The organism is uncultured Acetobacteroides sp. (assembly GCF_963667355.2).
In the GTDB taxonomy this organism is placed as follows: Bacteria; Bacteroidota; Bacteroidia; order Bacteroidales; family ZOR0009; genus Acetobacteroides.
This window is the reverse complement of record NZ_OY763328.2, coordinates 1,182,894-1,198,337: the sequence shown is the minus strand read 5'-3', so window position 1 is coordinate 1,198,337 and position 15,444 is coordinate 1,182,894. Positions and strand designations below refer to the sequence as shown.

Here is a 15,444-nt window from a genome sequence, read left to right as displayed (position 1 = left end):
TGGGTTAGTAGGTGTGCGATTCCTCTTTTATCTCCTGGGCCGAAACCTTCTTTCGGTTCATGCTTCGCCAAGCGTACCAGATGTAGGCTAGCACAAACGGTATTAGTATCGATACGATGCTCATGGCCCTTAGCGTGTACGCGCTCGACGAACTGTTGACAATGGTTAGCGAGCTCTGAAGATCGGCTAGCGATGGGTAGTAGGCCGTGTTGTTGTACCCGATGCTGAGCAGCAACGCCAGCACGGTAAGTACGGTTCCCAGTCCGGCAAACCAAATTCCCTTTGTACTCTTCTTGCATACCAATACCGAGAGTATTCCCCAAAGAACAAGGCAAACACCTGCAGCAAGCAGCACAAGTAGCATGGGTAGCTCTATGAAGTTGGTGAGGTACTTGTACGGCTGCATGTACACCTCGCTTGTTGCAGGGTTAACCGCGAATCCGTTGCTTAAAAGTATCGATGCAAGAAATCCAACGAAGGTAAGCAGGAACGGAACGGCATTGTATAGGACCTGCTTCTTGGCGCGTTGTACAATGGCCTCATGCTCGATGCTGTTAACGAGGTATAGGGCGCCAAGAACCCGCGCCAGAAAGAAGACGGCGAGCCCAAGCAGAATGTTTCGGTAGTCGGCAATCGCCTCCAGCCCATGCCAGGTACTTGCCCAACTCGATATGGTAGGGTTACCTATCGAAGCAAGATTCATCTTATTTACAAAGAAATTTCCCCCGGTAAAGAGCGTGGCAACTGCTGTTCCCAGTAGGATTGTTCCAAAGAATCCGTTGAGGAATAGCATCACCTCGTAGGTTTTTGCGCCTAAAAAGTTTCCGGGCTTCTTCCTGTACTCGTACGATACCGCCTGAATAACGAAGAAGAAGAGTATGGCCATCCAAACCCAGTAGGCCCCGCCAAAGCTGGTGGAGTAGAATAGGGGAAACGAGGCAAAGAATGCGCCGCCAAACGTAACGAGGGTGGTGAAGGTGAACTCCCACTTTCTTCCCAGCGAGTTTACGATTATTGTCTTCTCTTCGTCGGTTTTTCCGATGGCGAACAGGAGCGTTTGTCCTCCCTGAACAAACAGTAGGAACACGAGCAAACTGCCCAATAGCGAAACAATGAACCACCAGTATTCCTGTAGTAGTGTAGGTGTATATTCCATGGCTTAAAGTCCTCCTTCTGGTCCTTTTTTAATTTGTTTTAGCATGATCTGTACCTCTGCAATAAGCAGGATGGTGAACGTTATGGCGAATATGGCAAAGGTTACCATAACGGAGCTGCTGCCAATTTTTGATACCGCCGCTACTGCTGGCATTATATCCTGAATAACCCAAGGCTGTCGGCCAACCTCGGCAACCACCCACCCGGCTTGCCCTGCAATGTACACCAGCGGAATACTCCAGAGCGAAAGGTGTAGGAACCATCTATTCTTGTTCAGACTATCCTTAAATACCAATATGAGCGATGTCACAAAAAGAGCGATAAAGAAAAAGCCAAGAGTCGCCATTACGTGAAACCCGTAAAAGGTTAGCGGCACGTTGGGAACTGTTTCGGCGGGATGCTTTAGGTAGCCGTAGCCGAAGCTCTTAAAATTATCCTCCAGTGTTTTTAGGCTGGCGGCTGCTTCAGTGCGATTACCTGCCTGAATTGACTTTCGGTAGCTGCCAAATGCGGCGATTGCTTTTTCTCCGTTTGCGATTCGTGATGCAATAGGTTGGGCAATCTCGCTTTTACCATCGGTGTTGGTGTACATGTAGCCTCCGGTAAGGATATCGTTTATGCCCGGCACGTAGGCGTTGGCGCTTCCGAAGCTAAGGATGGAGAGCGCACATGGCATTTCAACCTTAAAAAGGAACGACGGCTTCTTATCTCCATAGGTTTTTTCGGGATTAAGGATGCCAAACAGAACAAGACCAGCATTGGTTTTGCCATCGTAAAGCCCCTCCATTGCCGCCAGTTTCATTGGCTGCTTTTCGGCAACCTCCTTTGCCGACCCATCTCCAGTTATTCCTACCAGTAACGACGATATTAATCCAAAAACCGATGCCACAACAATGCTGCGCTTGGCAAAGAGCACCTCGCGCCGCTTAAGCAAGTACCAGCAGCTTACCCCTAAAACAAAAACTGCCGCTGTAACGTAGCCCGAAGCTACCGTATGCAGGAATTTGTTGATGGCAACCGGCGAAAAAAGAACATCCCAGAAGTTGACCATCTCGTTGCGCGCGGTATCTGGATTGAAGTGCATTCCTGCGGGGTATTGCATCCAGGCGTTGGCCACCAAGATCCACAGCGCCGAAAGGTTTGCGCCAAAGGCGGTAAGCCAGCTGGCGGCAAGGTGCGTCTTTTTGCCCACCTTGTTCCATCCAAAAAACATGATGGCAATAAAGGTCGACTCAATAAAGAAGGCCATTATGCCCTCGATGGCTAACGGCGCTCCAAAAATATCGCCAACAAACCAGGAGTAATTAGACCAGTTGGTGCCAAACTCGAACTCCAGGATGATGCCTGTGGCAACCCCAATGGCAAAGTTGATTCCGAAGAGGGTCATCCAAAACTTGGTGGTCTTTTTCCAGAATTCGTCGCCAGTTTTAACGTAAAAGGTCTCCATGATGGCAACCAGAAATGCCAAACCAAGGGTTAACGGCACAAAGATCCAGTGGTACATTGCAGTTAGCGCAAACTGTGCCCGCGACCAGTCAACAAGAGATAAGTCCATTTGCTCCATGGCTATTTTACTTTTTAGGTGTGGTTAGCTGTTCTATTACGTACTCGCTTCGCTCGCTGTCGGTGCCGAAATTCTTTTTTAGGATGTTCGGGAAGAAGAATACTTTGAGGACAGCGAATATTACGAATAACTTAACTAGAATTATTACCCAGAGCGTACGACCGACATCCATCCCTTTAAAACCTTCGTAGTAAAAGGTGAAGACTTTTGATAGAATGTTTCGGTTTGGCATGCCGCTCCTTTTATGGTGTTAATTTCTGTTAGGCTAAATATAGCACTACTGAAGCATTTTTCTGGTAGGTTGGCTGCAATATTTGCAGCAAAATGTTGGGGCATGTGAAGGTTTTTCCTCATGGCACTTCTGCTTACGGTTAATGTTGGCTTGTGGCAGCCTCTGATTCCCGGAAATGGGTGGCTTTCTTTTGCGGTGCAAATGGCATTTGGGCATAGGGTGCCTGTTTCTACGGCAGAAAGAGGATAGTTTGTGGCAAACACTCCTCTTTTTGGCGCAGAAAGAATTCTTTTTGGTGAAAACCAATCTTATTCTAGCGTAGAAATGGTTCTTTTTATTGTGGAAAGAACCTGTTCTTGCTCAGAAAGCATCTCTTTTAGTGTGGAAAGAGATCATTTTTTTGAAAACCAATCTCACAACAGCGTAGAAACGGTTCATTTTGTTGCAAAAGGAACAGTTTCTGGTCGAGATGAAGTTCTTCCTTCGCTAGAAGGAATTCTTTCTAATGTAAATTCAAGTGTGTTTTGCTCGGATGCATTTGTGTTCGATGCTATTTACGCTCTTTCTACGTGAATTTATCCACTGGGCGGCAGGACGTAAAGGCATAGTCGAAGCGGGGTCGTGCTTTCGTTCCGAATTTAGGCAGGTTTTCTTTCGCCATAGGTGGCAAAATGTGCGCTGCTATGGCGAGGCGTGGGAAATTCTCCTTATAGGCTGCCAGAAACTGCTGTTTAATCGTGGTAAATGCTAGAAAAGCTGGAGCTGGCTTGTGCCTTTTGAATCCTCCAAGCGTAGCAGCGCCCTTTTTGCGTCGATGCCTCCCGCATACCCAACCAGTTCTCCTTTTGCGCCAACTACCCTATGGCATGGAATAATGATGGATAGCGCATTTGCACCGTTGGCGGCGGCGACAGCCCTAACGGCTTTCTCGTTGCCCATTCTTTTAGCAAGGTCTAAGTAGGTTTCTGTTGAGCCGTGGGGAATTTGGAGCAGCGATCTCCATACGCTTTTCTGAAAGTCGGTTCCAACCAGTAGGAGAGGGATGCTGAATTCCTCCCTTTGCTTGCTGAAGTATTCATTTAGCTGGGCTTTGGTATTGGCAATAACCTCCGATTCGGTGATGGCATAGCTTGCGCCTAAGCCTTTGGCTATCCTATCGTCTATTTGCTTTCGCTGTCTTCTATACCTCCAGTCGCAAAGGCAAAGCCGATTGTTGAACGAGCCAATAATGAGCTCCCCAACATCTGTTTGAAAGTACTGGATCTCGATAAATGGCATCGGTTGAAGGATTGATTGGAGGAATGCGAAGTGGGATGTGCTTGCTTTACGCTACATAGTGCCAAGGATGCGGTCGTATATCCTTTTGCTTTCCTCATCGAAGCAGACGAAGATCACTTGCTCTATGCTTTTGTTGTTGGAAAGATGCTTTGCTACCTCGTGTACCGCAATGATGGCTGCCTTTTCCTTTGGGTAGCCATAAATGCCTGTGCTAATGTTTGGGAAGGCTATGGTTTTGCAGCTATGCGCTACGGCAAGGTCCAACGAACTCTTGTAGCAACTGGCAAGTTTTAGAGGTTCGTCTTTAGAACCTCCGTTCCATACAGGTCCAACCGTGTGGATTACATACTTGGAGGGTAATCTTCCTCCAGTAGTGATTACGGCTTCTCCCGTTTTGCAGGAACCTTGCTCTGCAACAATTGCCCGGCATTCTTCGAGAATCGAGGGGCCTCCGTCACGATGTATCGCCCCATCGACCCCACCACCACCTAAAAGCGACGAGTTTGCCGCATTAACAATGGCATCTACCGCTATTTTGGTGATGTCTCCAAGAATAACCAGGATTCGTCCGTTGGCAAGATTCTTTTCCATGGAAGAGGTTATACTACTTCTTGCTTAGAACGTAGAAAAAACCATCCTGGTTTAAGGTCTTATCCTTATTCTTGATGATGTAGGAGTACATGCCATCGGCAACAGCGTTTCCGTCCGATGTTTTTCCATCCCAGGCATACTTCTTTCCAGTAAAGTCTGTTGAAAAAACAGGGCTGCCACTCTTGCTGAAGATCTTAAGCTCAAAATCGGTATTGGTGAGGTTGAGTGCAGAAAGATCAAAAGTGTACAGCTGGGTTGTAGCATCCCTTGATACGGTAATGCTTAGATCTGTTTCTTTCTCCTTCGAACAGGCAAAGAGAATCACGCTGAGTAGTAGGGCGAGAAATGTCTTTTTCATAAATCCCTTATTTCGGTTTTAAATGTTTTCGGTAAGCTTTTGAACGACTCTAAAGTTATTGAAAAATTCTTTAGCAAATACGCGGAGCACGGTATAAGTTGGAATGGCGAGCAGCATGCCCAATATTCCGGCAAGGCTTCCTGCAATCAGGATCACTAAAAATATTTCCAGCGGATGCGCGTTTACGCTATTGGAGTAGATCAGCGGTTGGAAGACAATGTTGTCTATCAGGTGAACAACCCCGAAAACAATGATAATGTAAATAATCAGATGAACAATTTGTGACATGGTAAGGATGTCGATATTGGTGGTTATGGTGAGAAATACCCCAACGAAGGTCCCAACAAGAGGGCCAATGTAGGGCACCACATTTAAAACACCGGCAATAAGGCCAATTACCAACCCCTGGCTAAAGGGAATACCAATTATGCGAAGACCCAAGGTCAGCATTATCATTATCAGCAGCGATTCTGACAAAATACCGATAAAGTAGCGCATTAGCAGCTTCGTAATCTCGTCGAGGGCGCGGGTGACATTCTCTTCGTACCGCGTCGGGAATACCAGTATCACCGCCTCAAAGAATAGATTTTCGTCCTTCAAGAAGAAGAAGGTGATAAAGGAGATGGAGAACGCTGCGATAAAAAGGTTTCCGATGAATTCAGTAAACCGGCTAAAGATGCTCGATATGGAGCTGATGCTGACAACCGACTTTACCTGGCTGGTTAGCGATTGCTCTAGGTTGAGGTTCTTCGCTTCGGGTAAATATTTTGACAATCCCTCCTCAAAGCTCGATAGGGTAGGCGAAAACTCGTTTACCAGCGAGGTGACGTTGACGTTTGCCAGTTTGTTGGCCTCATTTACGACAAGGGGAATGAATGTTTTAAAGAAAATAAAGACTAGCAACCAGATAAGGATAAGGGTAGTTCCGGCGCAGAGCCATTTGGGAACCCTGAATTTCCCTATTTTTATCCGCATTTGCAGCTTAACCAGCGGCTTCCCGATGATTGATAGAACCGCCGAGATAAGAATGTAGGCAACTATCGATTTAAAGTACCAAAGTAGAAATATAATAATTGAGGCAACGGCTACAACTAGAATATATCTGGCAAGCTTGTTCATCTATAATAATTTTAGGCGAATATACGAATTAACCCCTGTAGTTTCGATAGGTGAGCGTAAACATAAAAGAGGGGAGTGCTGCTCCCCTCTTTGCCATATTTTTTTGGTAATGCTACTTTAGTCGTGCAATAACCGTTTGACCACCAGTTGTCTTTTGGTTGAGGTCAACCTCAATTTTAGTCCCTACAGGAAGAAGAATGTCAACGCGCGAACCAAACTTGATGAATCCCATTTGCTGATTCTGCGCTACGCTTTCGCCTTCTTTGGCGTAGCATACAATACGGCGAGCCAGCAAACCTGCAATTTGGCGAACTAGAATTTTATCTGTTCCGTTGTTAAGTACAACGGTGGTGCGCTCATTCTCTGTTGACGACTTTGGATGCCAGGCAACCATAAACTTTCCGTGGTGATGCCTGAAGTATTCAACCACTCCCTTCATTGGATACCAGTTGATATGCACATTCCACACCGACATGAAGATAGAAACCTGAATTCTTTCATCCTTAAAGTACTCTGCTTCGTGCGTCTTTTCTATAACAACAACCGTTCCATCTGCTGGTGCATAAAGAACGCCATCGTCCGTAAGCTGTGGGCGACTGGGGAACCGGAAAAACCGAAGAAGAAAGATGTAAAGTAAGCCGAAGACTACAATACTAGGTCCGTAAATGTAGGAAGGGGTTAAAACAATTAGTAATGCCAAGGCTGCTACTATCAGCAGTAGCGTCTTAATTAGCATCGAATGTCCTTCTTTGTGAATGCGCATGTAAGTGCCTGTAATATGATTAAACAATAATAAACATCAAGTAAACAAATGCCGCTGGGGCAGCCAGTAGTATGGCGTCAAAACGGTCGAGCATACCTCCGTGTCCGGGGATAATGTTACCAGAATCCTTAATGCCGAGACTACGCTTAAGCATCGATTCTACCAAATCGCCAAGGTCTGCAAATATAGAAACAACTATCGCAAGTCCGATCCATTCTGGACGGGTCAAACCCGAGAAGCCTAATTTTCCAAGAGGTGCAATATGTGGGTAAGCATAGTAAAGAGCTATGCTCATTAGGCAGGTAAATACTACTCCGCCAATTATTCCTTCCCAGGTCTTCTTTGGGGAGATCCTTTCGAAGAACTTGTGCTTTCCTATTGCCATTCCTGTTAGGTAGGCGAAGGTGTCGTTCGTCCATACTAGAATAAATAGGGCAAGGATATAGTACCAGTCGAAAATCACACCGTCAAGATTCGAGAACTGGAGAAATACCAAAAAGTTAAGGATGGCGAAGGGTATTGCGATGTAAAATACCCCCAGAAGCGTCATTGCAACATTCATAAAGGGGTTTGGCTTATCCCTAAACAATTCGGAAATAAATATCCCGATGTAAATGAGCAATGGAAATGCTAGGTAAACGACATCCTGATATCCTCCAAATGCAAATACAAAAAAGGAGATGAAGGTGCCGAGCCCGGCAATTAGCCCAAACGAAAAGTTGGGTGCAATCCCTGCCTTTTTTATGTTGATGTAAAACTCGTTTAGGGTTAGCCCGATAATAATGAGCATTAAGAGCAAGAAGGTCTCGTACCCAATAATAATTCCCGATACTAAAATTGCAACAAAGATAGCACCGCTTAGGGCTCTGGTTGTAAAATTGTTAATTTTCAAAACGTTTGGCTGTTTTCTTTGCTTGTTTTACATATTCCTTATGGCATATCGCTCTGTAGCAATAATTGCAACAAAGGTATGCTTACTCGTTTGAATTTTCCTTTTGAGATTCGCTGTCGGCTTCTGCACTGTTCTCTTCAGGTGCTGCTTCTCCAAGAGATTTTGCTTCTTCAACGGGTTTTACGCTTAGAAGTTCTTCTTTTGCGCCCTTCCTTTTGCCAAAAATTGCCTCTAAGTCTTCGCTGAAGATTACTTCTTTTTCAAGGAGTAGTTCAGAAAGCTTATTAAGCCCTTCTCGATTTTCATTTAGGGTGCTTTTAGCACGTAGGTAGGCTTCCTCAATAATACTCTTTACCTCAGAGTCGATAGTTTCGGCAGTCTTTTCGCTATATGGCTTGCCAAACATGTATTCGTTTTGACCTGTTGAGTCGTAGAAACTGAGGTTTCCAAGTTCCTTGTTCATGCCGTAGTACGATACCATGGCATAGGCTTGCTTGGTTACTCTCTCGAGATCGTTAAGTGCGCCAGTTGAGATTTTTCCAAATACAATTTCCTCGGAGGCACGTCCGCCCAATGTTGCTGCTAACTCGTCCATTAACTGTTCGCGGGTGGTTATTTGTCTTTCTTCGGGGAGATACCATGCTGCGCCAAGTGCTCGTCCACGAGGAACGATGGTTACTTTAAGAAGCGGATTGGCATATTCAAGTAACCACGAAACGGTAGCGTGTCCGCCCTCGTGGTAGGCTATGGTTTTCTTTTCGTCGAGAGATATTATCTTGTTTTTCTTTTCAAGGCCTCCAATGATACGGTCTATGGCATCAAGGAAATCCTGTCTCTCTACCTGTTTCTTATCCTTGCGGGCTGCAACAAGGGCTGCTTCGTTACATACGTTGGCAATGTCGGCACCCGAGAACCCTGGGGTTTGCTTGGCAAGGAAACTTGTTTCGAGTTCTGGGGCTAACTTTAGTGGACGGAGGTGAACCTTGAATATTTCAGCACGTCCGTTTAGGTCGGGGAGCTCAACGTAGATTTGTCGGTCAAAACGTCCGGCGCGAAGTAGTGCCCGGTCGAGAATATCGGCACGGTTGGTTGCTGCGAGGATGATTACTCCTACGTTGGTGCCAAAGCCATCCATCTCGGTTAGCAGCTGGTTGAGGGTGTTCTCGCGTTCGTCGTTGCCCGAGAAGTTGGCGTTTTTGCCTCTGGCACGGCCAATCGCATCGATCTCATCAATAAATACGATACATGGTGCTTTTTCCTTTGCCTGCTTGAAGAGGTCGCGTACGCGCGATGCGCCTACGCCGACAAACATCTCTACAAAGTCAGATCCCGAGAGGGAGAAAAAGGGAACGTTGGCTTCGCCAGCAACTGCCTTTGCGAGCAATGTTTTTCCGGTTCCTGGAGGGCCTACGAGGAGAGCTCCTTTGGGTATTTTACCTCCTAGTTCGGTGTATTTTTGTGGGTTCTTTAGGAAATCAACAATCTCCATTACTTCAACTTTGGCCTCGTCGAGTCCAGCAACGTCGTTGAAGTTAACCCTTACGTGGTTTTCCTTATCGAACAGCTGCGCCTTAGACTTGCCAACGTTAAAGATGTTGCCGCCGCCTCCGCCGCCTGCTCCTTTAGACATGCGTCGGATGATGAATACCCAAAATCCAATGATTAGTGCGGTATACAGTAGGAAGGTGAATATGTCGCCAGTCCAATCCTTCTTGTTGTTAAAGGTAATGGTGGCTTGACTTCCTGCTGGAAGTGTTCTCTGGTAATCTTCGATGTTTTTTTGGAACTCGTCGGGCGATCCGATGGAGAAGTAGAACTGAGGACCATTCTTTGATGGCGAGCTGAAACTGTTCTCAAAGTCTTTCTTGTAGTTTTTAACCCTATCCTTTTTTATGTAAACGTCTACGCGCCTATCGTTGCTAACGATATCTAAGCGTTCAACGTCTCCTTTGGGGAGCATTTGGGTTTTTACTTTTTGCAGGTTTGTCTCAACTGGCGATCCGCCGCTGTAGAAAAAGTTTAGGCCTATGATGGCAAGGGCCACGATAGCATAAATCCAGTATATGCTAAATTTAGGTTGAGGAAACTTGCTGCCCCCTCCTTGTTTGTTATTGTTGTCCATGTCGTTTTTTCCGTCGATATTGAAAAAGGCCTTTATGCGGCTACTGATGGGTAGCAAAACCTTCGCTATGCTTTTGTTCGTGTATGGTGTTTTTTTCTGTCTATCCATGTTTTACTCTTTTTGCATCGGCCCAAAGATCTTCCAACTTGTAAAAGTCCCTTTGTTCGGTTTGAAATACGTGCAGCACGACATCTCCGTAGTCGAGTAATACCCAAAGGCAATTATCGTACCCTTCGCTGTGCCATGGTTTTTCGCCTGTTTTTTCCAGCACTTTGTCATGCACACCGTCGGCAATGGCTCCTACCTGTGTGGTAGAGTTGGCGTTGCATACTATGAAATATTGGCAGACGGCATTATCGAGCTTCCTTAAATCGAGGCTTACGATGTTTTCTCCCTTCTTATCGTCAGCGGCCTCTACTATAGCAGTAACTAGTTCTTGGGTATGATCTTTGACGCTGGTTTGCTTTGCCATTAAGCTGCTGTTCTAAATAATGTTTGCGTGCAAATGTACTTGTTTGTACCAATATTAAGCGCAATAAATCCAATCTAAATCCCGCTTTAATGGGCAAAGTAACAAAAAAAAACAAAATAAAGTTTAATACTTTTGCCCCTCAAACGGTAATGTATGAGTAAAACTTTCACGAATCGTATTGGTGGTGTTATCGGGTCGAATGTCGTGTACGAGCCTGTTGCGGAGTCGACAAATACGGAGGCCACCTTGGCGCTTGCCCGAAAGGAGCCGGAGGGGGCTACTTATATTGTAGACTTTCAAACCAAAGGACGGGGGCAGCGGGGAAACTTCTGGGAAAGCGAGGAGGGAAAGAACCTTACCTTCTCGATTCTTACGTACCCGGGCTTTGTGGAGGTGTACGACCACTTCTACCTCTCGAAGGTGGTGGCCAACGGGGTGGTGCAGGCTTTGGAGCAGCTTGGCGTTCGAGCAAAGATTAAGTGGCCAAACGATATCTACGTGGGCGACCTGAAGGTGGCCGGCATTCTTATCGAAAATGGCCTGATGGGGAATTGCCTCTCGCATAGCATCTGGGGCATTGGGCTTAACGTTAACCAGCAGGCTTTTGCCAGCGATGCGCCAAATCCAACGTCGATGGCGCTGATTCTGGGTCGCGAGCTGGGCCGCAACGAGGTGCTGCAGGCCGTGCTGGGCGCTATCGATGGCTGGTACGCGAAGCTGAGGAATGGCGAAAAGGCCGATATCGATGCCTACTACTTTAATGCACTATACCGAAGTCAGGGTGTGTACTGGTTTATGGCCGATGGCGAGCGCTTCAGGGCCTCTATAAAGGAGATTCAGCATACCGGCGAGCTGGTGCTGGAGGATGAGAGGGGGGCGCTTCGCTCGTTTGCATTTAAGGAGGTGGCGTTTATTATCTAGCGACATCGGTAGAATTGCTAGCGACATTGGTAGAATTGGTAGCAACATCGGTAGAATCGGTAGCGACATCGGTAGAATGGCTAGCAACATTGGTAGAATGACCAGCAACATGGGTAGAATTGCCAGCGACATCGGTAGAATAGGTGGCAACATGGGTAAAATAGCTGGCGACATTGGTAGAATTACCAGCGACATTGGTAGAATTACCAGCGACATCGGTAGAATTGATGGCGTACTCGAATAGGATATGCGAAAAAGGAGGCAACCGTCTGATTGCCTCCTTTTTTATGCTAGCATATGGTGCTGTGCTCGACCTACATCAGCGCTACCGGCTGAAGGCCTTGGCGATTTGGTCGGCCATCTGGTCGATGCCGCCTTGGAGCTTGCCCTTGAGCATCATCTTCATCATCATGTTGAGGTCGGCATGGAGGGTTAGCTTCATGCGAACGTCGTAGGGGGCTACCTCCTTGAGCTGTATCCAGAATAAAAACTCGAAGGGGATTTTGCCGTCGCCGGTAAGCTTGAGGGTTTTGTGGGGTTCCTTGTCGACGAACTTGAGGCCGATGTCGAAGCCTTTTACCTTAAAGTGGCAGGTGTTTTCGTCGGCCTGCCAGTCGGTGAGCTGCCCGTCGGGCACCATGTTTACCATCCCGTTGAAGTTGCGGAAATCCGAGAGCGCGGTGAACACGGACTCGGCGCTGTTGCGGATGGCGACTACTTTGCTTTCTATTTCTGTCATGATTCTCTACTTTCTCCACTTGTCGGGGGCGATGCGCCACTCCTTTAAATCGTTCAGCTGATCTTCCTTTACGTAGCCCGACTCGAGGGCCGACTCGATGAGCGCGTTGTAGCTGCTAAGCGTATCGATCTTTACGCTGGCGTTGGCGAAGTTGTCTTCGGCGGTCTTAAAGCCGTAGGTGAAGATGGCCACCATGCCGAGCACCTCTACGCCTGCCTGGCGAAGCGCCTCGACAGCGCTAAGGCTGCTGCCGCCGGTGGAGATGAGGTCTTCGACCACCACCACCTTTTGGCCTTTGGCGTACTGGCCCTCAATCTGGTTGCCCAGCCCGTGCCCCTTTGGCGCCGAGCGCACGTAGATGAACGGCTTCTGCATCTCCTCGGCTACCAGCACGCCGTGGGCGATGGCTCCGGTGGCCACGCCGGCAATCAGCTCGGCTTCGGGATACTTTTCGGCGATAAGCTGAGCAAAAGATTGGTAAATTTGTCGGCGGATTTCGGGGTACGAAAGGGTTACCCGGTTGTCGCAGTAGATGGGCGAGTGCCAGCCCGATGCCCAGGTGAAGGGCTCGCTGGGGCTCAGCTTAACGGCCTTAATCTTGAGCAAGCTTTGTGCTATTGCTTTTTCAACGCTAGTCATTATGAAGAAAATTTATTTTAACGATCGGTTTATCGGGGTTGCCGGATTGAACCATGACGTTAGCACCGCTGAGGGGATGGAGCAAATCCTTGTAACCGACTGCAAAGATATTCCAAATCTTGTAAAATACTTTGATGATACGCCTTCCATCGCGGGGCTAATCCTGAAGGGGGCGGATAAGAAGGCGATCTTTAAGGCGGTGCGCGCCTGCTTTTCCGCCATCGAGGCGGCGGGTGGCCTGGTGGAAAATCCGCGCGGCGAGGTGCTGATGATCTACCGCTTCGATAGGTGGGATTTGCCCAAGGGTAAGGTGGAGCGCGGCGAGGAGGTTGAGGAGGCCGCCGTTCGCGAGGTGGAGGAGGAGTGTGGCATTGCCGATCTTACGGTTGACGCGAGGCTGTGCAAGACGTACCACGTTTACACGATGTACGGCAAGCGCATGTTTAAAACTACGCACTGGTACCGGATGCGCCACGATGGCAGTGGCGCGCTAACCCCCCAAACCGAGGAGGCAATTACTGACGCCCGCTGGGTGGCGCCTGCCGATTTGGCAGCATGCCTCGAAAATACCTACCAAACGATACGGGAGGTTTTCCGTAGCGCTGAGGAAGGGTTTTAGAGCGAAATGATGGAATAAAAGAAAAGCGCAGGCACTCCGCCTGCGCTTTTCTTATTCGTTTAGCTCCTTTCCTACATCATGTCCCAGCCCCGCAGCTGGTTGAAGAGCGTAACCTCCAGTTTCTCGTGAGGGTTTGGCGCTGGCGAGAGCTCCATGGTTCCCTTGGGGTTAATCAGGAAGTAGGTGGGGTAGGCCCTAACGTCGTACTGTTTGATGATGTTGGGCTCCTTTCCGTAGTGGAGAAAGGTCCACTTGTAGGGCTTCTTCGACAGGAAGTGCCGTAGGTCCTGGATGTCGGAGTCGGTGGATATGGATACGATCTCCACCTTCGAGCCGTACTTCTTGTAGATCTGCTCGAGCAGGGCAAAGTCTTGCAGGCAGGTGTAGCTGTTTACCGAGCAGAAGTTGAGGTAGACGAACTTTCCCCTAAATTGCTCGAGCGTTACCAGGTTGCCCTTGATGTCGTATAGCTTAATTTCGGGAGGGAAGTAGCCGGGGAGCAGCCGGATTACTTTTTCTCTTATGTTGGTGGCAATTGCCTTATGCTCGGGGATGGCCGTGGTGAAGTAGAGCGAGTCGAGCAGCACCAGCAGGCTTTTCCGGGAGAAGTTGTCCTCGTAGAAGCCGTCGTAGATGCCCTTGAGCATGACCAGCTCCAGTAGCTGGTCGTTCTTGAGTACGCTATCCTTCGAGAGCACCTTTTTTAGCCTCGAAAGGCTTGCCGCACCAATGCTGGCACCGACGTTGTCGCCTTTTGATGGGCCGTTGTGGAAGAGGAAGAACCGATCGTAGATCTGGTTGAAGAGCTCCATGTACGAAGGGTTGTTGTAGAGTATCGGCTGGTTCATGAAGTACTTATCCGAAATTCCCTTCGACTTATAAACCATGGTCAGGTGGTTCAGGAGCCCCATCCTGTACTTTTTGTATGCCTCGAAGTAGGCGTTGTGCTGCTTACCCCCAATGGTGTCGAGCCGGTACACCGATGTGTCGATCTTTACCTTCCCCTTGTTCTTAAAGGATTCCTCAGCAATGGCGTTAAACTTTTCGTTGAAGCTCTCGTCAAAGGCGCTGATCAGGTAGTTGAGGTCGGTTGGGGGGCAGCCGCTGATTCCAACCTGGAAGGTCTCCTCCTTGAAGAAGGGATTCAGCCGTTCCTCCTCGGTTTTTGGAACCTTTGGCGGGAGCATAAGGGTGTACTCCTTGCCCGGTTCGGCAAAAAAGTAGCCCTTTTGGGCGCCGAGGACTACGAATACAAAGGTGGGCTCAACAACCCTTAGCGCGCCCTTGAAATTTCCGTTCTTATCAACCCGTACCCCTTCGAGGTACTCCTCGTTGTAGGTAATAAGGTCGCTGTAGGTTTGAAAAGTTAGGCTATCGCCGGCGTACGATGGGGCGTTACCTTTTATGTGCGCCACTTGGCTGTAGCCAACATGGGCAGCTAGCAGGATTAACGATAGCAGCAGAACTTTTTTTGCCATTACTCTTTAAGGTATTTCTGGATATCCAACGATTTCGGAATGAATGGGGTTACATCGCCGCTATTCTGAATGATTTCCCTAACGATACTCGAGTTGATGGGCGTGTGACTGGTCGAGGTCAGCAGGAATACGGTTTCGATGTTGTCGTTCATCATCTTGTTCATCTGCCCTATGGCACGCTCGAACTCGAAATCGGCAGATGTTCTTAGCCCTCTAAGGATAAACGTTGCGTTGATAGAGCGGCAAAAGTCAACGGTTAGCCCTTCGAAGGCAGCAACCTCTACGCGGGGCTCATTGGCGAAAATCTCCTGCACCATGCGGATGCGCTGCTCTACGCTAAAGCGGTTGTGCTTGGTGGTGTTCTGGCCAATGGCAACAATAATCCGGTCGAATAGGTCTAATCCACGTAGTACAATAGACTCGTGGCCCACGGTAAAGGGGTCGAACGAACCCGGGAAAACGGCAATTCTTTCCATCATTAGGATAACGGTGAGTGAGGTGC

At 48.1% G+C, this 15,444-nt stretch carries 19 protein-coding genes; 4 read left to right on the top strand and 15 right to left on the bottom strand.

Annotation, left to right across the window (positions count from 1 at the left end; all coding sequences use genetic code 11):
* Positions 1-4: 4 nt before the first annotated feature.
* The 3 genes from ACHZA1_RS05065 to ACHZA1_RS05055 are packed head-to-tail and all read right to left on the bottom strand — an operon-like array spanning position 5 to position 2,951.
* Positions 5-1,156, bottom strand: coding sequence for a cytochrome d ubiquinol oxidase subunit II (locus ACHZA1_RS05065; RefSeq protein ID WP_320054148.1), 1,152 nt, complete (start codon positions 1,154-1,156; stop codon positions 5-7).
* A gap of 3 nt (positions 1,157-1,159) precedes the next feature.
* On the bottom strand, positions 1,160-2,719 hold the full coding sequence (locus ACHZA1_RS05060; protein ID WP_320054147.1) for a cytochrome ubiquinol oxidase subunit I: 1,560 nt from the start codon (positions 2,717-2,719) through the stop codon (positions 1,160-1,162).
* Between the two features lie 7 nt (positions 2,720-2,726).
* On the bottom strand, positions 2,727-2,951 hold the full coding sequence (locus tag ACHZA1_RS05055) for a DUF4492 domain-containing protein (RefSeq protein WP_320054146.1): 225 nt from the start codon (positions 2,949-2,951) through the stop codon (positions 2,727-2,729).
* Between the two features lie 252 nt (positions 2,952-3,203).
* Between ACHZA1_RS05055 and ACHZA1_RS05050 the strand changes: the two genes are divergently transcribed.
* Positions 3,204-3,524, top strand: a complete 321-nt coding sequence (locus tag ACHZA1_RS05050) for a hypothetical protein (protein WP_320054145.1) — start codon at positions 3,204-3,206, stop codon at positions 3,522-3,524.
* Positions 3,525-3,698: 174 nt separating this feature from the next.
* Here the strand turns inward: ACHZA1_RS05050 and ACHZA1_RS05045 are convergent, their stop codons facing one another.
* The 8 genes from ACHZA1_RS05045 to rsfS form a co-directional block, all read right to left on the bottom strand.
* Positions 3,699-4,229, bottom strand: coding sequence for a methylated-DNA--[protein]-cysteine S-methyltransferase (locus ACHZA1_RS05045; RefSeq protein WP_320054144.1), 531 nt, complete (start codon positions 4,227-4,229; stop codon positions 3,699-3,701).
* A 51-nt stretch (positions 4,230-4,280) separates the two neighbouring features.
* Positions 4,281-4,820 (bottom strand): O-acetyl-ADP-ribose deacetylase, encoded by a 540-nt coding sequence (locus ACHZA1_RS05040; RefSeq protein ID WP_320054143.1) that lies wholly within the window; start codon positions 4,818-4,820, stop codon positions 4,281-4,283.
* Between the two features lie 13 nt (positions 4,821-4,833).
* A complete protein-coding gene (locus ACHZA1_RS05035; RefSeq protein WP_320054142.1) occupies positions 4,834-5,178 on the bottom strand; it encodes a gliding motility-associated C-terminal domain-containing protein in 345 nt (114 codons plus the stop codon).
* Positions 5,179-5,196: 18 nt separating this feature from the next.
* Positions 5,197-6,297 carry an AI-2E family transporter gene (locus ACHZA1_RS05030; protein ID WP_320054141.1) on the bottom strand — a complete coding sequence of 367 codons (1,101 nt, stop codon included), beginning with the start codon at positions 6,295-6,297 and terminating at the stop codon, positions 5,197-5,199.
* A 112-nt stretch (positions 6,298-6,409) separates the two neighbouring features.
* Positions 6,410-7,060, bottom strand: coding sequence for a phosphatidylserine decarboxylase family protein (locus ACHZA1_RS05025; protein WP_320054140.1), 651 nt, complete (start codon positions 7,058-7,060; stop codon positions 6,410-6,412).
* Positions 7,061-7,079: 19 nt separating this feature from the next.
* A complete protein-coding gene (locus ACHZA1_RS05020; RefSeq protein ID WP_320054139.1) occupies positions 7,080-7,952 on the bottom strand; it encodes a phosphatidate cytidylyltransferase in 873 nt (290 codons plus the stop codon).
* 82 nt (positions 7,953-8,034) lie between these two features.
* Entirely contained in the window at positions 8,035-10,074 is a 2,040-nt protein-coding gene (gene ftsH, locus ACHZA1_RS05015; protein WP_320054891.1) for an ATP-dependent zinc metalloprotease FtsH, read from the bottom strand.
* Positions 10,075-10,174: 100 nt separating this feature from the next.
* Positions 10,175-10,546, bottom strand: a complete 372-nt coding sequence (rsfS, locus tag ACHZA1_RS05010) for a ribosome silencing factor (RefSeq protein ID WP_320054138.1) — start codon at positions 10,544-10,546, stop codon at positions 10,175-10,177.
* Positions 10,547-10,699: 153 nt separating this feature from the next.
* Between rsfS and ACHZA1_RS05005 the strand changes: the two genes are divergently transcribed.
* The gene (locus tag ACHZA1_RS05005; RefSeq protein WP_320054137.1) at positions 10,700-11,467 is read left to right on the top strand and encodes a biotin--[acetyl-CoA-carboxylase] ligase; all 768 of its coding nucleotides are present in this window, start codon (positions 10,700-10,702) and stop codon (positions 11,465-11,467) included.
* Positions 11,468-11,543: 76 nt separating this feature from the next.
* Positions 11,544-11,711, top strand: coding sequence for a hypothetical protein (locus ACHZA1_RS05000; RefSeq protein WP_320054136.1), 168 nt, complete (start codon positions 11,544-11,546; stop codon positions 11,709-11,711).
* Positions 11,712-11,792: 81 nt separating this feature from the next.
* Here the strand turns inward: ACHZA1_RS05000 and ACHZA1_RS04995 are convergent, their stop codons facing one another.
* Both ACHZA1_RS04995 and pyrE read right to left on the bottom strand, forming a co-directional pair.
* Positions 11,793-12,206 (bottom strand): polyketide cyclase, encoded by a 414-nt coding sequence (locus tag ACHZA1_RS04995; protein WP_320054135.1) that lies wholly within the window; start codon positions 12,204-12,206, stop codon positions 11,793-11,795.
* 6 nt (positions 12,207-12,212) lie between these two features.
* Positions 12,213-12,845, bottom strand: coding sequence for an orotate phosphoribosyltransferase (gene pyrE / locus ACHZA1_RS04990; protein WP_320054134.1), 633 nt, complete (start codon positions 12,843-12,845; stop codon positions 12,213-12,215).
* Position 12,846: 1 nt separating this feature from the next.
* Here pyrE and ACHZA1_RS04985 point away from each other — a divergent pair, with 1 nt between their 5' ends.
* Positions 12,847-13,464 (top strand): NUDIX domain-containing protein, encoded by a 618-nt coding sequence (locus tag ACHZA1_RS04985; protein ID WP_320054133.1) that lies wholly within the window; start codon positions 12,847-12,849, stop codon positions 13,462-13,464.
* A 71-nt stretch (positions 13,465-13,535) separates the two neighbouring features.
* Here the strand turns inward: ACHZA1_RS04985 and ACHZA1_RS04980 are convergent, their stop codons facing one another.
* Both ACHZA1_RS04980 and coaD read right to left on the bottom strand, forming a co-directional pair.
* A complete protein-coding gene (locus ACHZA1_RS04980; RefSeq protein WP_320054132.1) occupies positions 13,536-14,942 on the bottom strand; it encodes a TlpA disulfide reductase family protein in 1,407 nt (468 codons plus the stop codon).
* Positions 14,942-15,421 carry a pantetheine-phosphate adenylyltransferase gene (gene coaD / locus ACHZA1_RS04975; RefSeq protein WP_320054131.1) on the bottom strand — a complete coding sequence of 160 codons (480 nt, stop codon included), beginning with the start codon at positions 15,419-15,421 and terminating at the stop codon, positions 14,942-14,944. The genes ACHZA1_RS04980 and coaD overlap by 1 nt, the downstream gene beginning before the upstream one ends.
* Positions 15,422-15,444 lie beyond the last annotated feature (23 nt).